The sequence below is a fragment of the Spiroplasma melliferum KC3 genome (assembly GCF_000236085.2).
Taxonomy (GTDB): domain Bacteria; phylum Bacillota_I; class Bacilli_A; order Mycoplasmatales; family Mycoplasmataceae; genus Spiroplasma; species Spiroplasma melliferum.
In genome coordinates this window covers 165,538-183,914 of the sequence record NZ_AGBZ02000001.1, presented here as the reverse complement: position 1 = coordinate 183,914, position 18,377 = coordinate 165,538, and the positions used below count along the sequence as shown (strand labels likewise).

Here is an 18,377-nt window from a genome sequence, read left to right as displayed (position 1 = left end):
AAATGTAAAGGTGATAGAAATGGAATTTAATGCAAAATCTTTTAAAGATTCACTGATCAGCGGTTATAATAATTTATATAATTTTTATCCAGAAATTGATAAATTAAATGTTTTTCCAGTTCCTGATGGAGATACAGGAACAAATATGAATTTAACGATGACTAATGCTGTTAAGGAAATTAATGAACTCAATTCGGAATCAATTAGTAAGGTTGCTGATGTTTTTGCGCGTGGCTTAATTATGGGGGCACGTGGCAATTCAGGTGTTATTTTATCGCAGATCTTTCGTGGTTTTGCCAATGGTTTAAAAGAATTTGATGAATTAAATTTTGATTCAGTTAAAGCAGGAATTTCACAAGCTAATGAAGTTGCTTATAAAGCGGTGATGAAACCGGTTGAAGGAACAATTTTAACTGTAATCCGTGAAACTGCGGAACATGTTTCAACATTAGAAAAAGAAATCCCTGTTCCAGAGTTATTCCAAAAAATTGTTGATTTTGCAACTGAGTCATTGAATCATACTCCGGAGTTACTACCAGTTTTGAAAGAAGTTGGTGTTGTTGATTCAGGTGGTTTTGGGTTAGTAAAAATATTTGAAGGCATTACAGAATATTGAAAAACAGGAAAAATTGTGCCACAACGAAAAAAACAAGTTGAAAATACTGGTGATAATGTTGTTATGGATTTGCAAAATGAAGAATTTGGTTATTGTACTGAGGCAATTGTAATGTTAGATAATAAGCATATTAATAAAATTAATATAATGCAAATTCGCCAAACATTAGAAGATCAAGGTGGAAAATCAATTGTTGCAGTTGTTGATAATGATATTTTAAAAGTTCATGTTCATACTTTACTTCCGGGTTATATTTTAACTTTTTTACAACAACATGGTGAGTTTAAGAATATTAAAATTGAAAATATGAATTTACAAGCAGCCAAACATGTTAAGACAATTAAAGTTGACCGGCAATTAAAAAATCCTGCGGCTATTATTGCCGTTACACCATCAAATGGAATTGCCAATTTTTTCAAAACTGATTTAAATATTCAATTTACTGTTAATGGTGGAGCATCAATGAATCCATCAACTGATGATTATTTAAATGCAATTGAAGCAGTTGATGCGGTTGATGTGTTTATTTTGCCAAACAATAGTAATGCAATTTTAGCAGCACAACAAGCAGCCAAAGTTGAACGTAAGTCAAATGTATATATTGTGCCAACAACATCAATTCAAGAAGGAATGGTAGCAGCTTTATCATTTGAACCAGGAGAAGCACCGAAAAAGATTTATTCAACATTAAAAGCAAGTCTTAAAAATGTGACAAGTTTATCAATTACTGTTTCAGCAAAAACAACTTCAATTGATGGTGTTAAAATTAACAAAGGGGAGTATATGGGGATTATGAATAAAAAAATTATTTGTTCATTTCCAACCTTATCACGAACAATGAAATACTTGTTTGACCGAGCAATTACAAAATCAACAGAAATTGTTACAATTTTTACTGGTGAAGAAGCAGAAACACGAGATATTAATGCAATTCGAAAATATCTCGATGAAAGTTTTGATGTTGAATATGAATTTATTGATGGTGATCAAACATTATACCCATTTTTAATTGCTGTTGAGTAAATAAAAATAATAAAATGAATTTAAGTTTTTTATTTATTTATCTTGAAATGAATTATGAATATGATAATATAGTAGGGGTTTAGATTTTATGGCACTATAGCCAAGGTGGCTAAGGCATGGGACTGCAACTCCCCGATCGTCGGTTCGAATCCGACTAGTGCCTCCATTTAAATCTGCTCAACATTTAAATATTGCTTTATTTCTTATGCGCCCATAGATCAATTGGATAGATCGTTTGACTACGGATCAAAAGGTTGAGGGTTCGAATCCTTCTGGGCGCGCCATTTATTTAAATGTTATTTTTTTTCGGAAAGTAGCTTAGCTTGGTAGAGCACTCGGTTTGGGACCGAGGGGTCGCAGGTTCGAATCCTGTCTTTCCGACCATTTTTTATACTATTTTGGGCCCGTAGCTCAGCTGGGAGAGCACCTGCCTTGCACGCAGGGGGTCGACGGTTCGATCCCGTTCGGGTCCACCATTAACAATTAATAAAGCAATTAAACTTGATATGGCGGGATAGCTCAGCTGGTTAGAGCGCTCGGCTCATACCCGGGAGGTCAAGAGTTCAAGTCTCTTTCTCGCTACCATGGACCCTTAGCTCAGTTGGTTAGAGCATCCGGCTCATAACCGGATGGTCACTGGTTCAAGTCCAGTAGGGTCCACCATTTATTATTTATTTAGTTGCTTTACGAGCATTTTTGGAAGATTACCCAAGTCTGGTTGAAGGGATCGGTCTTGAAAACCGACAGGCGGTGAAAGCCGCGCGGGGGTTCGAATCCCTCATCTTCCGCCATTTTTCAGAAAAAAACTTGCAATTAAAAGTTAAGTTGTGATAGTATTAAAATTGTGGGGTGGAGCAGTGGTAGCTCGTTGGGCTCATAACCCAAAGGTCGCAGGTTCAAGTCCTGCCCCCGCAACCAATGGTCTTGTAGTGAAGTGGTTATCATGCCTCTCTGTCACAGAGGAGATCGCGGGTTCAAGTCCCGTCAAGACCGCCAATCGTGGTTCAGTAGCTCAGTTGGTAGAGCATTTGATTGAAGCTCAAAGTGTCGGCAGTTCAATTCTGTCCTGAACCACCATTGAATTTAGTTAAAAATAACCCTAGACTCTAAATTAATCATAGATTAATTTAGAGTTTTTTAATTTTGTTATATAATTAATAAAGGTGATGGTAATGTTTTCAAGATTAACAAAAGATATAACCTTTTATTTAAAACGTGAAGAGTGAAAGTTTACGTTAAATGAAGATAATTTTAAATATAAACCGCGCTTTGTTTTAGACCGTTATCAAAAAAAGATGGGAACGGAGAATTTCCGTAATTTTAAATATTGAATTTTTAAACGTTGAATTTTAAAAAATTTTGCTTATACTCAAGATTTTATTCACCGATTTTACAAATATCAACGGAAACTAAATTTAGTGTTAACTGGCCGTGAACAAGAGTTTATTTATAATGTTGAAGAGGTTAATTTTACATTATGACGACCTTTAAAAGTTTTGCCAGTAGCATTTGATTTACAGCCGAAGGAAAAGTGTCATTTTAAAAATAATGCTGTTAATATTCATCTTTTTACAGCACATAAAGATATCAAGTTTTTTTGTAAGGGTGTTTTATTAATTACTAATAAGCGGTTTATTATTGATGGGTTAGATAAGAATAATAATAAGAAAGTAGTACAGTTTAATTTAACAGATATTTCAAATGTTGAATTTATTGATATTGGGGTCAAAATTACGGTTGGAAAGCAAACTTATTTGGTTCGGGAAAATAATCATATGTTAATTTTAGCATTGCTTTATCGTTGCTTGGGGCATAAGAAAGTTACCTTTGATCTTAAAAAACTACCAATAAATTTTAAGTTTTAAGATAGAAAGATGAGAGAAACAAAATGATTTTAAAAAATGCAAAAATAGTTTGTGAAGAACAAATAATTTCAAATGGTTGAATTGAAATTAAAGATGATAAAATTGTTAAAATTACAGCTGGTCAAACTGACCAAGTGGGTTATGATTTGCAACAAGCAATTATTATGCCTGGTTTTATTGACTGTCATGTTCATGGTGGGTATGGTGAAGATACTGAAAAAGGAACAATTGCTAGTTTTCAAAAATTTGCTCAAGTAGTACCGCAAGAAGGAATTACCAAATATTGTCAAGCAATGATTACTGGTAGTGATGAGACTTTAACGAAAATTTTAACGGTATATCAAGATTATATGAAAAATTATAATAATGGTCCCCAAGCGCGACAAATTGGTGCTCATTTAGAAGGACCTTTCATTTCTCATAATTTTAAAGGTGCTCATGATGAAACATTATTGCAAGCACCAAATCTTCATCTGTTAGAAAAATGAATGAAAGTTTCAAATAATAACATTCGGATTGTTACATATGCACCCGAAGAAGAAAATGGTACTTTTACACAGTTTTTATTAGAACATCAAATTTTACCATCAATTGGGCATTCAAATGCGACATATGATTTAGTAGCAAAACGAGTAGCAATGGGAGTACACCATGTGACGCACTTGTATAATGCTATGAGTAAATATGATCATCATCAGCCAGGAGTTGTTCCGGCAGCATTAAATTTTGATGAAATTTTATGTGAACTAATTAGTGATGGAATTCATATTGATCCAAATATTATTAATTTAACTTATAAAATTAAAGGAGCAAAAGGAATTTGTTTAGTTACTGATGCAATGCTTGCAAAAGGATTGCCTGATGGTGAATATCAGTTTGGACCATTGCCAGTTGTTAAAACTGGACAGCAAGTTGTCATTAAAGGAACAACTACGATTGCGGGGTCAGTTGCAACATATGATTATTGTGTTCGTAATTTTCATCAGTTCACTAATTGTTCATTACAAGATTTGGCATTAGTTGCTAGTACTAATATTGCCAAACAATTAGGAATTTATTCAACGACTGGCTCAATTGCGGTTGGTAAATTAGCAGATTTAGTTGTGTTAGATGTTGATTTAAAAGTTTTAATGACTTTATGTGAAGGTGAGATTGCTTATTCACAACATAATTTAACACAAAAATAAAGTTTTGTTTTAATAAATTATAAAACAATAGGAGGAATAAAAAATGAAATTAATTATTGTTGAAGATAAAAATGCAATTGGAAAAGTTGTTGGGCAAATCTTTGTGAATTATGTGCAACAAAATCCAAAAGTTGTTTTTGGTTTAGCAACTGGTTCATCACCAGAAACAACTTATCAATATATTATTGAAGATTATAAAAAAAATAAGACAGACTGAAGTAAAGTAACGACTTTTAACTTAGATGAATACATTGGTTTAGAACCAAACCATCCACAAAGTTATCGTTATTTCATGAATGAAAAATTATTTAATCACTTAAATATTGATAAAAAACATACTTATGTCCCATTAGGTACAGGTAATTATATTGACTATGCGAAAGAATATGATAGTTTGATTGCAAAAGCGGGAGGAATTGACTTACAATTATTAGGACTTGGTACTAATGGACATATTGGCTTTAATGAACCACCAGCAGATTTTAATTCTTTAACAGGTGTTGTTGATTTAGTTCCTTCAACAATTGAAACTAATGCTCGTTTTTTTGCTTCAGCAGGTGATGTTCCTCACCAAGCAGTTTCAATGGGAATTAAATCAATTTTAAATGCAAAAAAAATTATTTTAATTGCCAATGGTCCAAATAAAGCACACGCGGTTAAACAACTAGTTGAAGGTGAAATTAGCAACTTATGACCTTGTACGGCTTTACAAATGCATCAAGATGTTACTGTTGTGGTTGATAAAGCAGCTGCTGGATTACTGCAAACAAGAGGGATTAATCTTGGTTAAGAATGAATTAAGACAAAATTTAGGAATATTAATAAAAACCTTTTTTGTCCAAAGAAATTACTTTTTTAGCAGGAGTATAATTGAGATAAAAAGGTTTTTATTGTGACAAAATTAACATAATAAATGGGGTTTGTTTTTATGCATACTAATATAATTGAAAAAGACTATATGGAATATTGGGAAGAATTAATGCTAAATATAGTTGAAACTTTTACAATTGAAAAAGAAGAAGAAAATCGACTATATAAAACGAATAAATAAAACTATTGATAAATTCATAACTTTGTCATATACTAGATAGATTGAATAGTAAAAGTGGGTGCGATAATGGAAAATAAAATAAATTATAATACAGCATCGCAAAAGTTTTCTGAGTGAAAAAATGATATTATGGAAAACCCTTCACTAGTAACAAGTTTAAAAAATTAGCAGATAAATAGTATTAGTAAATACTATTTTTTATATTAAGTGAACAGTTGAATTGCAAGGTTTTTGTGATAAGATAATTAAAATAATTTAGAACAAGACATTCTCTAGATATTTTAAGTATGTGTATTAAATAAAAAAAGATAATATTATGTTATAAAATTATAAATTTTGTTATTTGCTTTAGGGTGATTAATATCCTCCATATTTAGGTTATATAATTTTTAAAAGTGATTTTTATAAAAACTTTTTTTGATATAATTTAAGTACTATTTACTAACTGAATAATAATTAAAACACGCTCTTAATTTTAAGATTGGGGGTATGCTCAATGACTGAAATTGAACAATTATTATCACAGTCATATGCTGAATGCGTTAATTATTTATTAAAAAAATATGGGCCAGTTGCAAAAGATTACTTTTCTGATCATGATTGTATCAAAAAAACAAGTGGAATTACGCGGGGAAACGAAGGCTTATATATTCATCATATTGATGAAGATAAAGCAATTATTTTGTCAACTCCAGCATATGCAAAGAAAAATCCATTTGATTATCAAAAAGCTGATCATTTAGTCTATTGTAATTTATTAGAACATTTAGTTTTACATATTAAAATTGTTGAATATCCAAATCCAGCCCAAAATTCTGGTGAAACCTGTGGGGTGGGTGGAATCTATAATTATATTGTTCCTGAATTAAATGATATTTATAGTGGAATTGTTTATAAACAGGCTTGAAAACAAAAAGTGACAGAAATTATTTTGCCACTTAAAAATGATTATTTTAAATGCATCAAACAACTAGTAAACCTTAATTTTGATTATGCTTTACTAAAATCTTTTAATACTAAATATGATTTGTGAAGCAATGATAAAAATAAACAAATTTATAAAAGATTGAAAAAACTAGGAGTAACAAGATAATATGTAAAACTTTAACAAATAAAAAAACATCTCTTTTGAGATGTTTTTTAAACTAAACGGTTGTATCATTCAACAATTAATGCTTCATTAATATTACTATTTAGTTCTTCACGAAGAGGGAAACGAACATATGTTCCTGTCATTTTAGTTTTATCAAATTTAACAAATTCTAATGTACTAACTTGACTATCTAAACTTTCTAAAATCTTAACATTCTTTTGTGAACTTTCTTTTACACTAATCACATCGCCAGGTTTACAATTGTATGATGGAATATCAACTTTTTTTCCATTAACAAAAATATGAGCATGATTCACTAATTGACGAGCTCCTGCTCTTGTTTGTGATAGTCCCATACGATGCACAATATTATCTAAACGTGATTCTAACATAATTAAGAAGTTTGTTCCGGCAATTCCTTTCATTTTTTTTGATTTACTGTAAGTGTTACGAAATTGACGTTCTGTTAAACCATACATATAACAAACTTTTTGTTTTTCATGTAATTGTAATCCATAGTTTGATAATTTTGAACGACGTTGTCCATGTTGACCAGGTGGTGTTGTTCTTTTTTTCCCTTTTGAAAACTCTTTGTCGTTTTCTAAGATACTAAAACCATATCTTCTTGCTTTTTTAAATATACTTCCACGATAACGTGCCATTAAAAAAACCTCCTATATATCATTATGACATACAAAAAGATTCATTGAATTGCTCTAATAAAGGAAGTTTTTTGCTTCGCCCTAACAGCTAGGGTTACTTTAATATTAAATCCTAATTAATAAAAAACTAAGAACATTACTATGCAATTCTGCTGCTTCTCTGTGTTGTCTAGGGAATATTGTATAATAAAATCAAGGATAATTCAATATTTTTTTCTAATTTTTAATGTAATATCTTTTGCAAGTGCTATAATTCAATTGATATATAGTAATGATTGGGGGTTAGGCAAAATGGGAAATATTATTAATAATATTATTAATAATCCAATTAAATTAACGTTATTGATTTTATTTTTTGCTTGCCTATTACTATTAATAGTAACACTAGTGTTCTGAGGGCAAAAGCGTTATTTAAAAACAATTGAAATTAAAGTTTTACAAAAATTTGATATTTTAAAACGATTACCATTAAAACATAAAATTTTTCGGATTTCTGAAATTGCTCGTTATAATAATCGCTATGCAAAAGACTTGATTATATGACGAACAAAGTATGAAATTATTTATGAAAAAAAATTAATAAGTTGTTTAGAAGTATTTCGTAAGTTATATCAAATTAATAAAACAGCATCAAAGAAAATGCCAAAAGTATCAGTACAAAAAATTATTCCGTTGTTAAAAGAATTAACTTTATGGAAGAAGAAGCTCGTCGATTATTAGATGAAATTAACAGTCAATTACGAATTGAATTATGCAACGAGATTATATTTTAGCACATAAGAAAATGTTTAATTCATTATTAGAAGATGCCGTAAAATTACAAATGAATGTATCCTTAGATTCTAAAAAGATTAGTGATTTTGAACGAAATATTGAAAGTATGTTTGATGAATTTGAGGATTATTTAACAGCGGGTGATTTTGTTAAAACAGAACAAATTTTATCAAATATTACTACTTCGTTAACTATTTTTGTTGAGATTTTAGATAACATTCCACAAATTAAAACTTTATTAACGAAAGTAGTTCCAAACAAGCTTTCTTTATTAAAAGATAAATATGTTCTTTTTAATAAAGATGAAAGTAGCCGTGATTTATTAAAGTATAGTTTTGATGAATTAACTCAAAATATTGATGAAACTAAAATTTTAATTTCTAAATATATTGATAACTTGCAATATAAAAAAGCAACTAAGAAAACAATTGAGATTATTAATCAAATTAGTGATTTTGATCAAAGTATTGAGCACCAAAAAGCAATTATTTCATGCTTTAAAAAGTATTATCAAGTTATGATGGATTATATTAATAAAATTGAACGGAGTTTTAATGCGATTTCTCGACAAATTGAAGCATTGCGTAGTTCATCAACATTAACGGCGCATGAAGAAGGTATTTATCGTGAAGCAATGGGAAAAACAAAGGATTTAACGCATGATACTAACCGCTTAGTATTAGAAATTAATCGTAATGGTCGTGATTATGTTAATTTTAATCAAGAATTAGTGCGTTTATTAGAAAATGCTGTTGTAACTCAAGAAGCATTAGAAAATGTTGTTAAGATTATTGAAAAACGTAATTTTGCAGAAACTGAAATTCGTAAAACAATTCATTTATTAGAAGTTGTTTTATTACAAGCTGAAGTTCGCTTAAATCAATTACAATATAAAAAATTATTAACAAAATATGAAAAAGCAATTAGTGATTATCGCCAATCATTAGAAAAAATTAAACGAATATCATTTGATGTTAATAATCCTAGTGAAGTTGATGAAGTAACAGGTAAACTAAATCGGTTAAAAACAGAAGTTTTAAAATTGTTTGAGAAAATTAAAAATAATATTTTATTAGATTTATTATCACAAGAAACATTAGTTTATGCACAAAAATTTATTTTAACAAATGATGATGTTGATGACCAATTACGTAATGCTCAGATTGCTTATCGCGATGGCGATTATGATGGCTCATTATTTTTAGCGTTAAAAATTATTCATGAAGAACAAGGAAAAATATAGGAAATGGAGTATAAAATGAATTTTGATGTAATATTAATTCGTTATGGGGAATTAACAACAAAAGGGAAAAACCGTAATAATTTTACAAGAGTTTTAGTTAATAATATTAAAACAAAATTAGTAGCCTATGAAAATCAATATCAACTTAAAAAAGAATTTGATCGTTTATTTATTGAATTATTAGATGCAACAGTTAGTATAGAAATTGTTAACATTGTTAAAAATGTTTTTGGTTCATCATCTTTATCATTAGCCAAAAAGGTTAGTTGTGATTTATCAGAAATTGCTAATTGTGCAATTAATATTGTAAATTATTATCAACCAGCAACTTTTAAATTAGAAGTGCGCCGAAATGATAAGACTTTTCCACTTACATCGACAGAAATTAAACAACAATTAGCACCAAAAATATTACAACAAACAAAGGTTAAGGTTGATGTTCATCAACCAGTTTTACAAATTGATGTTGAAGTACGACGAACATTTACATATGTTTTTGTTAATAAAATTAAAACAATTGGTGGTTTACCAGTTGGAATATCTGGTCAAGGATTAGTAATGCTATCGGGGGGAATTGATTCACCAGTTGCGTCTTTTTTAACAATGAAACGGGGCATGAATGTTGAATATTTACATTTTGCAACACCACCACATACGACTGAAGAAGCATTACAAAAGGTTAAAACTTTAGTTCAAAAATTAAATTATTATGCTGGTCAAAATCAGCAGCGCTTGCATGTGGTTAATTTTTCAATGTTACAACATGAATTAATGCATATTCCTGATGCTAGTTATCGAATTATTATTATGCGACGAATGTTTTATCGGATCGCTAATTTATTAGCCAAAGAATTAAAATGTCAGGCAATTATTACTGGAGAATCATTGGGGCAAGTTGCTTCGCAAACAATTGAAAGTATTAATACGATCAATGCTGTTTCTACATTGCCAATTTTGCGACCAGTATTATGTTTTGATAAAAATGAAATCATTGATATTGCAAAACAAATTGATACTTATCAGACATCAATTTTACCATTTGAAGATTGTTGTAGTTTATTTGTTCCAAAGAATCCGGTTACAAAACCACGGATAAAACAAGCAGAATTTCAAGAAAAAAATTTAATGTGAGCAGAAATTATTGATGTTATAATTAAAAAAAATATAAAAACATATGTCGTTGGTAAGGATGTGATTTATGAAGAAGAAAACTAGTTTTTTTCAAAAAAAGAAAGAAGTAACAAAACAATTAGTTAATGAATCTGAATTACAAAAAGCAGAACAATCACGAACAAATTTATTAGAAGAAACAATTTTAATTGATGAAGAATTTTCAATTATTCGTGATGTTAAAGATGAAGATATTAAAGTAATAAATATGAACAAAGAACAAAATTCTTTTTATAATGAAAATGCAATTGATTTAGAAAAAGAATTATTAAAAGAAATGGTTCCAAAGAAAAAAGCCCGTTTATGACGTTATTTAGTTTTTGGGATCTTAGCACTTTTAATTGTTATTATGATTATTATTATTGCAATTAAATTATAAAATTAGGCCACAAGTGTGGTTTTTATTTTCTTTTTCGTTAAAATGAAAGGAGAGTGAGGTAGCAACAATGACAATTCCCCATTTAAATGTTCGAACAAGTTATAGTTTATTATCATCTTTAATTACTTTTGATAAATATTTTACTTATGCTATGACAACGGGTTTATCATCATTGGCAATTTGTGATAATAATATGTTTGGGGTTTATGAATTTCACCAACTTTGTCAAAAAAATAAAATTAAACCAATTATTGGCTTAAATGTTATTATTTGATTTAATGATATTCCTTATAATATGAATTTATTTGCCCGTAATCAAAAGGGTTATTTTAATTTAGTTGAAATTTCATCTTTAGTAATGATTAATACTGAACATAAAAAAAATGTAACATTAGATGAAATTAGCAAGTTTTTAACAACAGATGTTAAGATTATTATTAATTATACAACAGATGATTATCAGCCTGAATTATATCAAACGCTAAAGAACCTTTTAAAAGTTGAAACAGATTTATATCTAGGTATTAATAATGGCAATCTATCATTGTTAGAGTCACTGCAAACATTACTTGCAAGTGAACAAATTATTTGAAATAATAAAGTACAATATTTTACAAGTGAAGATTTTATTGCTTATAAAGTTGTTGATACAATTAAAACACAAACTTTATTTAAAGAAAGTAAAATGAAAGATTTATATGGTTGAGTATCACCACCACCCCATTATCAACAATATTTTGACAATATTAAAACATTTATTACTGGAATTAATGTTTTTCCTTTACACAAAGGGACTATTTTTGATAATTTATTACGTTATCCAACCCCAGAAGGTCAAACAGCACAACAGTTTTTACAAGAAATTTGTCAAACAGCTTTAAAACAAAAAAGAATTAGTAGTTCTAAAACAACATATCTTGAGCGGTTAAATTATGAATTAACAGTGATTAATAAAATGGGTTTTAATGATTATTTTTTAATTGTATGAGATTATGTTCGTTATGCAAAACAACAAAATATTTTTGTTGGGCCTGGTCGAGGCAGTGCTGCTGGTAGTTTAGTTAGTTACTTATTAGATATTACGACAATTGATCCAATTACCTATAATTTACTGTTTGAACGCTTTTTAAATCCAGAGCGAAAAAGTTTACCAGATATTGATATTGATTTTGAAGATGATAAACGAGAAATGGTTGTTGAATATTTATTTGAAAAATATGGGAGTGAACATGTTGCACATATTATCACTTTTCAAACGATTGGAATGAAAATGGCAATTCGAGATATTTGCCGAATTTTTGATATTGCAATTGAAGAAGCAGACAAGATGAGCAAAGCAGTTCCATTAGAATATAATTATCATTATGAAGAAGCAATTAATTCAAATCCTCTTTTTGAAATTTATCAAAAAAAATACCCCCAAGTATTTTTACATTTAAAAAAAATTATTGGTTTACCACGCCAAACAGGAACCCATGCGGCTGGTGTTGTTTTAACGCAACAACGGTTACAAACAATTATCCCAGTTAAAGAAGGCTATAATGGAATTTATCAAACGCAATATTCAATGAATTATTTAGAAGAATTGGGAATTTTAAAAATGGATTTATTAGGATTACGAAATTTAACAATTTTACATGATGTGATTGATAATATTTACCAAGAAACAAAAGTAAAATTAGATGTTAACACTTTACCATTAAATGATCAAAAAACTTATCAATTATTAGCTCAAGGAGATACAAAAGGGATTTTTCAATTAGAATCACCAGGGATGACGAAAGTTTTAGTTGATATGGTTCCGGACCAATTAGAGGATATTGTTGCAACTTCTTCGTTATATCGTCCTGGTCCCCAAGATAACATTCCCTTGTTTATTAAACGGAAAAAAAATTTAGCAAAAGTTACTTATATTGATGAACGGTTAGCTGAAATTTTAGCACCAACTTATGGCATTATTGTTTATCAAGAGCAAGTTATGTTAATTGCTCAAAAAGTTGCTAATTTTTCATTAGCTAAAGCTGATGTGCTTCGTCGTGCAATGGGAAAAAAAGATGCATCAATTATGAGTCAAATGAAAACTGAATTTATTGAAGAAGCAGTTAAAAATCATTATGTTGAAAAAATAGCACAAGAAATTTGAGAATTAATTTATAAATTTGCTGCCTATGGGTTTAATCGGAGCCATGCAGTTGCATATTCATTATTAGGTTATCAAATGGCCTATTTAAAAGCAAATTATCCTTCCCAGTTTTTAGCTAGTTTATTAACACATGTTATTGGTGATGAACATAAAACAAATGATTATATTGCTTTAGCAAAAAAGAATCATTTAACAATTGTCCCACCAAATATTAATGCTCCATATCGACAATATCATACTATTGATAATCAAATTTGTGTTCCATTATTAATTATTAAACAAATTGGTTTCGCTTTTTTTAATAAAATTGCCCAAGAGTATCAAACTAATGGAATGTTTACGGATTTATACGATTTGTTTATTCGCCTGTATAAAAAAGGTTTAAATCGAAAAACTTATGAAGCATTATGTTTTTCCGGAGCATTAGATGTTTTTAAGTTGAACCGGATTACTTTGTTTAATAATTATCAACGGATTCTTACTTACATTGAGTTAATTAAAACTCAAGAAGAGAATGAAAATTTAGTTGTTGATTTTTCATTAGCTGAAAAACCAGAATTAGTAATTGAACCAAACGATGAAGTTATTTGTTTAGAAAAAGAATATGAATTTTTAGGGTTTTATTTATCAAATCATCCGTTAAAATATATTCGTGAAAAAGCAGGATATCAAGATAAAACAACATTAATTAGTAATTTACGTTTAAGTTTAGGATCAACAAATGTTTTAATTCTAGTGAAGCGATTAAAAATAATTACTGATAAAAACAATAATAAAATGGCATTTTTAGATTGTTATGATGAAAGTGGCGAAATTAGTATTACTGCTTTTGCTGGTATCTATAAGGATTATGCTAATTTATTAAAAGTTAATAATGTATTATTATTAAATATTAAGTTAGGAACATATAATAATAAAATTAATGGGATTATTAACCGTATTAAGTTTATTAGTGGGGAGCAAGAATAAATGTTTATTGAAGTTATTGCAAGAAACTATCAAGAATGCCAAATTATTGAACAAGCTGGGAATATTGACCGAATTGAATTATGTACTAACTTATCACAGGGAGGGTTTACACCACCCTATGCAGTTATTAGGGAATGTACTGAGCAAATTAAAGTTCCCATTCGGGTAATGGTTCGTCATCGTGACACTGATTTTTATTGTCCTTCTGATGAATATTTTCAACTTAAAAAAGATATTGCTTATATTAAAACAACAAAGGCAGAAGGAATTGTTGTTGGCATTTTAACACCTAATCACCAAATTGATTTATTACGGATGCAAGAATTAATTACCTTAGCATATCCACTAGCAGTTACTTTTCACCGGGCTTTTGATTTGATTAAAGATAAAGTTACTGCTATTCAACAATTAGCACAGTTAGGAGTTAGCACAATTTTAACACAAGGTGGGATAACTCCAATTATGGAAAATTTAGTAACTTTACAAAACCTTCGAAATTATGGCGTTCAAATTCAAGGGGGTAGTGGTATTAATTTGACTAATTATCAGGAAGTTAGTCATTATTGTGATGCAATTCATCTTGGCAGTGCTGTTCACTATGATGGAACATGAAACACTGAACTTGATGTGACAAAACTTCAACAATTAAAATAGGAAAATTTTTAATTAATTATAATTAATTTATTACTTTTTCTAAAAACTTTAAAAAAAGTAATATAATTATTTGGTAATGATTAATAGCAGAAAGGAATAAAAAATGAACATATTAGAAAACATACTTGAAAAAATTAATACCTTTTCTCAAAAAATAAAAATTATTTTTCCAGAAGGAAATTCTGAACGAATTCAAACAGTAGCTAAACAATTAATTGGCACAAATATTACGCCAATTCTTGTTTTTGCAACACGAGCAGAAGTTCCTTCAACAATTGACGAATTACAAAGTGAAGTCCTTGTTGCAGAAGAACAAAATGAAATAGAATTAGCAGAATATTTAGTTGAATTACGTAAAGGAAAAGTTTCATTATCAGAAGCTAAACAGTTAGTTCGTGAATGCAATTATTTGGCAATTTTATGAGTTAAAAAAGGATTAGCTGATGGAATGGTTGGGGGGATTACTTATGATACAAAAGATATCATTGGTCCAGCGTTACGAATTATTAAAGCAAAACCAAATGTAAAATTAGTTTCATCATTTTTTTTAATGGTTCGTAATACTGAGCGCTATATTTTTACTGATTGTGCTTTAAATATTGATCCAACGGCCGAGGAATTAGCAGATATTGCTTATTTAGGATATGAGGCTAGTCAAGTTTTTGCCTTTCAAAATCCAAACATGGCTTTATTATCATTTTCAACAAAAGGTTCAGGACGTGGGGCTTCTGTTGATAAAGTTCGTACTGCTTATGACCTTGTACGAGCAAAGAATTTAAAAAATTGTTATGTTGATGGTGAATTTCAATTTGATGCCGCATGAGATGATACTATTCGTAATAAAAAAGCACCATCATCATCTTTAAAAGCTCCTGTTGATATTTTTGTTTTTCCAAATTTAGATGCGGGAAACATCGGATATAAAATTGCACAACGATTGGGAGGATTTGAAGCAATTGGTCCAATTGTGATTGGATTAGACCGCCCAGTTAATGATTTATCACGTGGTGCCACTATTAATGATATTTACAATACTGTTTTAGTAACAGCGTATTTATGTATACATAAATCAAATGATTAGAAAGGAAAAAAAGAAAAATGATTTTAGTAATAAATGCTGGTAGTAGCTCGATGAAATTTCAATTATATAAAGTTAATTCAGCAAAAAATTATGAAGTAATTTGTAAAGGACTTGCTGAACGAATTAACATTGATGGAATTTTTACCCTTAAATTTAATGGTCAGGAGTTTCAAACAAAAGAAGATTTTCCAGATCATAAAGCAGCAGCAAAGGTTTTAATCGCTAAATTAAAAGAACATCATATTATTCAAGATTTTGCTGATATTCAAGGAATTGGCCATCGAATTGTGCATGGTGGTGAAAAGTTTACACAATCAATAGTTATTAACGATGAAGTATTTGCCGAAATTAAACGAATGGTAACATTAGCTCCGCTGCATAATCCGCCTTCAATTGCCGCAATTGAAGCTTTTCGTAAGATTGTTGATGTACCAAATGTTGCAGTATTTGATACTTCATTCCATACAACAATTCCTGAGGAAAATTATTTATATTCAGTTCCTTATGAATGATATAGTAATTATCAAGTTCGCCGTTATGGTTTTCATGGCATTTCTTATCGTTATATTACAAAACGATTAGCTGAAGTTTTACAAAAACCAGCAACTGAACTTAATGCAATTATTTGTCATTTAGGCAATGGTGCTTCAATTTGTGCAGTTAAAAATGGAAAAAGTTTTAATACTTCAATGGGCTTAACGCCATTAGAAGGATTAATTATGGGAACACGAAGTGGTGATATTGACCCCTCAATTCACCAATTTATTGCAAATCAAATTGGAACAACATTAGATGAAATAACTAATACTTTAAATAAAGAATCTGGTTTATTAGGAATTTCGGGAGTATCATCTGATTTACGTGATGTTTTTAAAAGTAGCAAGGATAATCAACGTAGTAAATTAGCGTTGCTAATGAGTGCAAAAAGAATTGCAAAATATATTGTTAGTTATGCTAATGATTTAAAAATAAAACCAGATGCAATTGTTTTTACCGCTGGGATTGGTGAAAATTCTGATGAAATGCGCCAATTAGTCGTTAATGAAGTTACTTTATTGAACTTAGAATTATCTCCTTCAGCAAATCAAAGTTCATATGACACAGAAAATCTAATTTCAACATCAAAATCAGATGTTCTTATTTATGCGATGCGAACAAATGAAGAAGTAATGATTTGTGAAGATACTTATCATTTAATTAATTCATAAGATAATTTTATTACTACTTAAAATTTAATTATTCACGATAAAAAAGGTTTAGGTGTTTGATAACACCTAAACCTTTTCATATTAAAATATCTTTAAATTAAGCGTTTTGCAAAAATTTTATTAACACTAAAATGAACAACTAAAATCATGGCACTTGAAAAAATAAAGGTAAATGCAGTGTCAGAAATTCAGTGAAAGCGTTCAATTACAAGAGCAAAATTCATTGTTAAAACATGAATTAATCAAATAATAAAACAAAGTTTTATTTTTCAGTTAATTTTAGTGTTTTGTTTGTTTTTTAAAAATAAAAGAATAATTGAACCAGTACAATATGTAGCATTAATATGACCACTTGGAAAAGCATACTCTCATGGGGTTTTAAATGTTGGCATATTAACATTACTAAATAAACCAATTGGTGGTTTTCACCAAGGATATTGCCATTCTCAGGGAATATTATTAAGATAACCATTATTTAAGTTATATCCAAAATGAAAACCTGATTTAAGATAGGCATCTAAGAATTCAGGATGAGCATTAATTAAATCACCAAAAATAGCATTATAATAATAAATTCGATGTGTTGCTCCTTTTAAAATCACAATAATAATATATGTACTAATTAAAAAACTTAATCCTTTAGTTGCTTTTAACCATGTTTGTTCTGTTAACAAACGGTTGGTTTTAACTAACCGATAGCGAACATAATAAAGGCCAATTCCTAATAAGATTGATTGATAAAGAAAAACTAAAATAGAACTTGTTAACTTATACTTATAATTATCAAATAAAAGATAGTCAATTCCAGGACCAAATCCCTCGTCAAGACTTGGAATTAAAGATAAATTAACAATATTACCAATAAGCCATGCTCCTATGGCTAGAAAATAATAACCTAGAGTAAGCCAATAATTTTTTACAAATTTTTGCTTTTTTTGTTTTATTTTAAGTAAAAACCATGTTTCTAACAAAATTGCTAAATAAATGATAATTACAATGAATATTTCAGTATTTCCTAATTGATCATAAAAACGTACTCAATATTTAACAAATTCATTTGATAAAGGTTTTGCAAGTTCAGCAGCAATTTGGTAATCAATTTGATATCATCCTGTTGCAATTAGAACTCCTAAACTAATAAGAGAAATTACGAATAACGGAATTGCAAAAAAATAAATATTTCATTTTTTTTTAATAAAAAAGATGTTATTTTTTTGGTGCATATAGTTTCCTCCTTTTTTCTTTCATCGTTGTTAATT

The 18,377-nt window shown here is 29.0% G+C and carries 16 protein-coding genes and 10 tRNA genes; 24 read left to right on the top strand and 2 right to left on the bottom strand.

Translation table 4 applies throughout. The annotated features are described in order from the left end of the window. The first annotated feature begins 19 nt into the window (after nucleotides 1-19). The 16 genes from SPM_RS00930 (at nucleotide 20) to SPM_RS00860 (ending at nucleotide 6,835) form a co-directional block, all read left to right on the top strand. Complete coding sequence (locus SPM_RS00930; protein ID WP_004027741.1) at nucleotides 20-1,639, top strand: DAK2 domain-containing protein; 1,620 nt, start codon at nucleotides 20-22, stop codon at nucleotides 1,637-1,639. A gap of 90 nt (nucleotides 1,640-1,729) precedes the next feature. After that, nucleotides 1,730-1,805, top strand: a tRNA-Cys gene (locus SPM_RS00925). Between the two features lie 41 nt (nucleotides 1,806-1,846). Beyond that, a tRNA-Arg gene (locus SPM_RS00920) sits at nucleotides 1,847-1,923 on the top strand. A gap of 23 nt (nucleotides 1,924-1,946) precedes the next feature. Then, a tRNA-Pro gene (locus SPM_RS00915) sits at nucleotides 1,947-2,023 on the top strand. 16 nt (nucleotides 2,024-2,039) lie between these two features. Further along, nucleotides 2,040-2,115: transfer RNA gene (locus tag SPM_RS00910), tRNA-Ala, on the top strand. 32 nt (nucleotides 2,116-2,147) lie between these two features. Beyond that, nucleotides 2,148-2,224: transfer RNA gene (locus tag SPM_RS00905), tRNA-Met, on the top strand. A gap of 1 nt (nucleotide 2,225) precedes the next feature. Continuing rightward, nucleotides 2,226-2,302, top strand: a tRNA-Ile gene (locus SPM_RS00900). A 35-nt stretch (nucleotides 2,303-2,337) separates the two neighbouring features. Further along, a tRNA-Ser gene (locus tag SPM_RS00895) sits at nucleotides 2,338-2,430 on the top strand. Between the two features lie 52 nt (nucleotides 2,431-2,482). Next, a tRNA-Met gene (locus SPM_RS00890) sits at nucleotides 2,483-2,557 on the top strand. 2 nt (nucleotides 2,558-2,559) lie between these two features. After that, nucleotides 2,560-2,635 (top strand) — tRNA-Asp (locus SPM_RS00885). A gap of 5 nt (nucleotides 2,636-2,640) precedes the next feature. Continuing rightward, nucleotides 2,641-2,716: transfer RNA gene (locus SPM_RS00880), tRNA-Phe, on the top strand. 95 nt (nucleotides 2,717-2,811) lie between these two features. Further along, nucleotides 2,812-3,504, top strand: a complete 693-nt coding sequence (locus tag SPM_RS00875; protein WP_004027740.1) for a hypothetical protein — start codon at nucleotides 2,812-2,814, stop codon at nucleotides 3,502-3,504. 23 nt (nucleotides 3,505-3,527) lie between these two features. Next, complete coding sequence (gene nagA / locus SPM_RS00870; protein ID WP_004027739.1) at nucleotides 3,528-4,691, top strand: N-acetylglucosamine-6-phosphate deacetylase; 1,164 nt, start codon at nucleotides 3,528-3,530, stop codon at nucleotides 4,689-4,691. Between the two features lie 43 nt (nucleotides 4,692-4,734). Further along, nucleotides 4,735-5,481 (top strand): glucosamine-6-phosphate deaminase, encoded by a 747-nt coding sequence (nagB, locus tag SPM_RS00865; protein ID WP_004027738.1) that lies wholly within the window; start codon nucleotides 4,735-4,737, stop codon nucleotides 5,479-5,481. A gap of 138 nt (nucleotides 5,482-5,619) precedes the next feature. Beyond that, the gene (locus SPM_RS06915; RefSeq protein WP_004027737.1) at nucleotides 5,620-5,742 is read left to right on the top strand and encodes a hypothetical protein; all 123 of its coding nucleotides are present in this window, start codon (nucleotides 5,620-5,622) and stop codon (nucleotides 5,740-5,742) included. A gap of 496 nt (nucleotides 5,743-6,238) precedes the next feature. Further along, on the top strand, nucleotides 6,239-6,835 hold the full coding sequence (locus SPM_RS00860; RefSeq protein WP_004027735.1) for a hypothetical protein: 597 nt from the start codon (nucleotides 6,239-6,241) through the stop codon (nucleotides 6,833-6,835). Nucleotides 6,836-6,882: 47 nt separating this feature from the next. On the opposite strand, the gene rpsD is transcribed toward SPM_RS00860, so the two are convergent. Continuing rightward, nucleotides 6,883-7,497, bottom strand: a complete 615-nt coding sequence (gene rpsD, locus SPM_RS00855) for a 30S ribosomal protein S4 (protein ID WP_004027734.1) — start codon at nucleotides 7,495-7,497, stop codon at nucleotides 6,883-6,885. A 291-nt stretch (nucleotides 7,498-7,788) separates the two neighbouring features. Between rpsD and SPM_RS06745 the strand changes: the two genes are divergently transcribed. From SPM_RS06745 to SPM_RS00820, 8 genes are all read left to right on the top strand, one after another. Then, nucleotides 7,789-8,217 carry a hypothetical protein gene (locus tag SPM_RS06745; protein ID WP_004027733.1) on the top strand — a complete coding sequence of 143 codons (429 nt, stop codon included), beginning with the start codon at nucleotides 7,789-7,791 and terminating at the stop codon, nucleotides 8,215-8,217. A 31-nt stretch (nucleotides 8,218-8,248) separates the two neighbouring features. Beyond that, entirely contained in the window at nucleotides 8,249-9,514 is a 1,266-nt protein-coding gene (locus SPM_RS00850; protein WP_004027732.1) for a septation ring formation regulator EzrA, read from the top strand. A 15-nt stretch (nucleotides 9,515-9,529) separates the two neighbouring features. Continuing rightward, nucleotides 9,530-10,729: a tRNA uracil 4-sulfurtransferase ThiI gene (gene thiI, locus SPM_RS00845; protein ID WP_004027731.1), complete on the top strand. Its 1,200-nt coding sequence runs from the start codon at nucleotides 9,530-9,532 to the stop codon at nucleotides 10,727-10,729. After that, nucleotides 10,713-11,063, top strand: coding sequence for a hypothetical protein (locus SPM_RS00840; RefSeq protein ID WP_004027730.1), 351 nt, complete (start codon nucleotides 10,713-10,715; stop codon nucleotides 11,061-11,063). Before thiI ends, SPM_RS00840 begins: the two co-directional genes overlap by 17 nt. Before the next feature lie 67 nt (nucleotides 11,064-11,130). Next, nucleotides 11,131-14,175 (top strand): DNA polymerase III subunit alpha, encoded by a 3,045-nt coding sequence (locus tag SPM_RS00835; RefSeq protein ID WP_040584399.1) that lies wholly within the window; start codon nucleotides 11,131-11,133, stop codon nucleotides 14,173-14,175. Further along, on the top strand, nucleotides 14,176-14,829 hold the full coding sequence (locus SPM_RS00830; protein ID WP_004027728.1) for a copper homeostasis protein CutC: 654 nt from the start codon (nucleotides 14,176-14,178) through the stop codon (nucleotides 14,827-14,829). 103 nt (nucleotides 14,830-14,932) lie between these two features. Further along, complete coding sequence (pta, locus tag SPM_RS00825; RefSeq protein ID WP_004027727.1) at nucleotides 14,933-15,910, top strand: phosphate acetyltransferase; 978 nt, start codon at nucleotides 14,933-14,935, stop codon at nucleotides 15,908-15,910. Nucleotides 15,911-15,927: 17 nt separating this feature from the next. Next, nucleotides 15,928-17,118, top strand: coding sequence for an acetate kinase (locus tag SPM_RS00820; RefSeq protein WP_004027726.1), 1,191 nt, complete (start codon nucleotides 15,928-15,930; stop codon nucleotides 17,116-17,118). A gap of 92 nt (nucleotides 17,119-17,210) precedes the next feature. Here SPM_RS00820 and SPM_RS00815 read toward each other — a convergent pair whose 3' ends face one another. Next, nucleotides 17,211-18,341, bottom strand: coding sequence for a phosphatase PAP2 family protein (locus tag SPM_RS00815; RefSeq protein WP_004027725.1), 1,131 nt, complete (start codon nucleotides 18,339-18,341; stop codon nucleotides 17,211-17,213). Nucleotides 18,342-18,377: the final 36 nt, after the last annotated feature.